Source organism: Synechococcus sp. H55.11 (genome assembly GCF_047462475.1).
Lineage (GTDB): Bacteria > Cyanobacteriota > Cyanobacteriia > Thermostichales > Thermostichaceae > Thermostichus.
Genome location: NZ_JANSJI010000061.1, coordinates 29,027 through 33,169, shown reverse-complemented (window position 1 = coordinate 33,169; position 4,143 = coordinate 29,027). Strand labels below are relative to the sequence as shown.

Genomic DNA, 4,143 nt, shown 5'->3' with positions numbered 1-4,143 from the left:
CCCTCACCCCCAACCCCTCTCCCTCAGGGAGAGGGGAGTTAGGGAACGACGTAACGAACCGTTTCGTTGCTGTTTGAAGTGGCTGTATCTCAAGCCGGCTTGGGACGACTTGAATGGACAGGCAGCACACATGTAGGAGTGTGTAGCTGAAGCTCCCCAACTAGCGCAAAAAGCTGGTTATCAGCCACATCACCCCAAACGTGATCCCCACCAACAGGGCGCCGGGGGCATCGCCGCCGGTGAGGGGAAGGGCAATGCCGTAGGCCAACATCAGTCCTAGGCTCAGTCCTGCCAGCGCCAAGAGAAAAGCGCGAAGGAAGCGGCGCTCCTTGCGGTACAGGAAATAGATGCAGGTCATCAGCCCCAGCGCCAGTTGCAGGGAGGGATACTCATCAGGGGCCAAGACAACCCAACCCACCAGCCCTCCCAGCAACACGGCGGGCCAGAGCACATCCGGGGCAGAAGGGCTATCCAGCCAACGGCTGATCCAGGGGGGATTTTGGGCAGCAGGACGGGTCAAACTCGGTTCTGTCTCTGGACGGCTAGCCCGTTGTTCGGCGTAGCGAATGCGGTCGGGGACGGCGATCTTGCCCTCCTTGCGCAGGCGCAGGCGCTGCATCAGGATGGCGTCGTAGGCCTGTTCCACCCGCTCCTGCTGCTGTTCATCCGCACCCAAGCTGGCCAGGAGCCGGGCCCGCGCCGATTGGATCTCCTCAAAGGAGGCTTCTTCGCTGACCCCTAAGACCTGATACGGACTCATCTCAGCCATGACGACCAGCCCTGTAACTCTCTATCACCTTAACCCAGCCGCCAATTCAGCGGCAGGAGCCGACGGCAGGGGTTGGGTTGCCTTCTCCTCAAGGGATCCAGCAGCAGAGCGGAGGAGAGCCTGCAGGGAGCGGGCCACCTGCTCAACCGCGGCTTGGGTGGTGGCCTTGCCCAGGCTGAGGCGGATAGATCCCAGGGCCTCGACCTCGGAATAGCCCATGGCCAAAAGGATACGGCTGGGGATCCGCTGGCCGCTGCTACAGGCAGAGCCGGCGCTGATGGCGATTCCCTGGCGGCTCATCTCCCTCACCAGCACGTGCCCCGGGATCGCGGCAGTGCAGTAGCTGAGGTGGTGGGGCAGGCGTTGCTCCAGATCCGAGGGGCCGATCAGCCGTAAACCCGGCACAGAGGCCAGCAACTGGGCCAGCTGCCGTTGCAACTGCCGCAGGCGGGCCGTCTCCCGCTCCAGCTCTTGGGCTGCCAAAGCCGCCGCCACCCCTAGGCCGACAATGGCAGGGATCCCTTGGGTACCGGCTCGCAGCCGCCGTTCTTGCCCGCCCCCCCGCAGCAGCGGTTGCAGCTCCACCCCTGGGCGCACATAGAGCGCCCCCACCCCCTGCGGCCCGTAAAGCTTATGCCCAGACAGGGAGAGCAGGTCCACAGGCAGTTGCGCCAGATCCAGGGGGATCCGCCCCGCCGTCTGCACCGCGTCGGTGTGGAAGAGCACCCCAGCCTGGCGACAGAGGCGGCCCAGCTCGGCAATCGGCTGCAGGGATCCCACCTCATTCTGGCCGTGGACGATGGAGACCAGAACGGTCTTGGGCTGCAACGCCTGGATCAAGGTTTGGGGATCCACCTGGCCGGCGGAGTTCACCGGCAGACGGGTTACCTCCCAGCCCTGGGCCTGCAACCGACGGGCGGCATTCTCCACCGAGGCGTGCTCGACGCTGGAGATGATGAGATGCTGGGGAGTGGAGTAGCGCTGCGCCACCCCAAACAGGGCCAGGTTGTTGGACTCCGTTCCGCCAGAGGTAAACAGCAGCGTCTCCGGCTCACAGTTGAGCAGCTCGGCCACCTGCTGCCGCGCCCGTTCCATGGCCATGGCCGCCCGTTCTCCCCACCCATGCAAGCTGGAGGGGTTGCCCCAACTCTCCTGCATCGCCAGCCCCATAGCCTCGATCACCTCAGGCCGAGGCGGAGTGGTGGCGCTGTGGTCAAAGTAAAGTGCGGGATCCAGAGGCGACATGCGAGCTTGACAACCCAGGACTCGATGTCCCCATCTTAGTGCCGGCGCGTTGGCAGTTCACACCCCTTGCCGCAGCCGTTCCAGCACCCCCAGGTCTTCCAGAGTAGAAGTATCGCCGCTGATGCCGGAGCCGGCAGCCAGTTGCCGCAGCAGGCGGCGCATGATCTTGCCAGAGCGGGTCTTGGGCAGCGCCTCGGTGAAGCGAATTTCGCTGGGGCGGGCGATGGCTCCGATCTCCTCGACCACATGTTGCATCAGCGCTTGGCGCAGCGCTTCGCCCGGCCCGTAGCCCTCCGCCAAGATGACAAAAGCCACGATCGCCTCTCCCTTGATCTCGTCCGGTCGCCCCACCACCGCTGCCTCCGCCACAGCTGGGTGAGAGACCAGCGCCGATTCCAATTCCATCGTGCCCAGACGGTGGCCGGCAACATTGATGACATCGTCCACCCGGCCCATCACCCAAAAGTAGCCATCTTCATCCCGGCGGGCGCCGTCCCCGGCAAAGTAGAAGTACTGCCCATCCTTGGGCGGGATCCGCTCCCAGTAACTGGAGCGGAACCGCTGCGGATCTTTGTAAAGGGTGCGCATCATGCCCGGCCAGGGACGGCGGATCACCAGATAACCCCCTTCTGGGGCCGGGTTCCCTTCCATGTCGACCACATCTGCCGCAATGCCCGGGAAAGGGCGGGTGGCGGATCCCGGCTTGGTGGGTGTAACTCCCGGCAGGGGCGAGATCATAATGCCGCCGGTTTCGGTCTGCCACCAGGTATCCACAATCGGGCAGCGCCCACTGCCGATGACGGTGTAGTACCACATCCAGGCTTCCGGGTTGATCGGCTCGCCCACGGTGCCCAACAGCCGCAGCGAGGAGAGGTCATGCCGGCGGGGCAGGGCGTCGCCACTTTTCATAAAAGCCCGGATTGCCGTGGGGGCGGTGTAGAAAATCGAGATGCGGTGGCGGGCGATCAGCTCCCAGAAACAATCGGGTTTAGCAGGTCGGGGCGCCCCCTCGTACATAAACACCGTCGCACCATTGGAGAGGGGGCCATAGACGATGTAGCTGTGGCCCGTGATCCAGCCAACATCGGCAGTACACCAGTAGATGTCTTCTTCTTGCAAATCGAAGATCCACTGACAGGTGACGTGAGTGTAGAGGTTGTAGCCGCCGCTGGTGTGGACAACGCCTTTGGGCTTGCCGGTGGTGCCGGAGGTGTAGAGGATAAACAGCATCGCCTCCGCGTCCATAGGCTCGGCGGGGCAGGCTTCTTCTAGGCTGGGGGCCAGCTCATGCCACCAGATATCTCGATCCGGGATCATCGACACAGCTTGTCCTGTCCGCTGCACCACCAGGACTTTTTCGACGCTGGGCACCCCTTCCGCCAGCGCCAAGTCCACTTGGGGCTTGAGGGGGACGATGGCATCTTTGCGCCAGCCCCCATCGGCGGTAATGACGACTTTGGCTTCCGCATCCCGCAGCCGCTCCTTGAGGGCCTCGGCGCTGAACCCGCCGAACACCACCGTATGGGCTGCCCCGATCCGCGCACAGGCCAGCATGGCCATGACGGCCTCCGGGATCATCGGCATGTAGATCCCCACCCGATCCCCTTTTTGAATGCCCAGAGACTTGAGGCCGTTGGCCCAGCGGCAGACCTCGCGGTGGAGCTGCTCGTAGGTCAGGGTGCGAGTGTCCCCCGGCTCCCCCTCCCAGATGAGGGCGGGCTTGTGGCGGCGGCCATTGTCCAAATGGCGATCCAGGCAGTTGTAGCTGAGGTTGAGCTGTCCCCCCACAAACCATTGCGCCTGGGGCGGATCCCAGTGCAACACCTGCTGCCAAGGCTGAAACCAGTGCAATTCCTGCTGTGCCAGCCGCTCCCAAAACCCCAAGGGATCCGCTTCCGCCTCTTGGCAAATCTGTTGGTAGCGCTCAGGGGTGATGCGAGCCCGCTGCACAAACGAGGGAGGCGGCGGGAAAAGGCGTTTTTCCTGCAGAATCGACTCCAGGGCCGGTTGAGACATGGCGACAAGACCGGTACAGACAAGGGATCCCAACCGCGCCGCGGCTCCCTACAAGGGACGACGGGAGGGGGGTGGGAATAGGATACCTACCCCAGCAGGGGTAGAGCAAGGGA

The 4,143-nt window shown here is 63.9% G+C and carries 3 protein-coding genes; all 3 read right to left on the bottom strand.

The genetic code is table 11. From position 1 onward, the window contains the following. Positions 1 to 160: 160 nt before the first annotated feature. From NW853_RS02650 to acs, 3 genes are read right to left on the bottom strand one after another with little or no spacing between them, the layout of a single operon-like run. Positions 161 to 760: a CPP1-like family protein gene (locus NW853_RS02650; RefSeq protein ID WP_414336036.1), complete on the bottom strand. Its 600-nt coding sequence runs from the start codon at positions 758 to 760 to the stop codon at positions 161 to 163. A 33-nt stretch (positions 761 to 793) separates the two neighbouring features. Continuing rightward, on the bottom strand, positions 794 to 2,014 hold the full coding sequence (locus NW853_RS02645) for a cysteine desulfurase family protein (protein ID WP_414336038.1): 1,221 nt from the start codon (positions 2,012 to 2,014) through the stop codon (positions 794 to 796). Between the two features lie 57 nt (positions 2,015 to 2,071). Continuing rightward, positions 2,072 to 4,030: an acetate--CoA ligase gene (acs, locus tag NW853_RS02640; protein WP_414336040.1), complete on the bottom strand. Its 1,959-nt coding sequence runs from the start codon at positions 4,028 to 4,030 to the stop codon at positions 2,072 to 2,074. Positions 4,031 to 4,143: the final 113 nt, after the last annotated feature.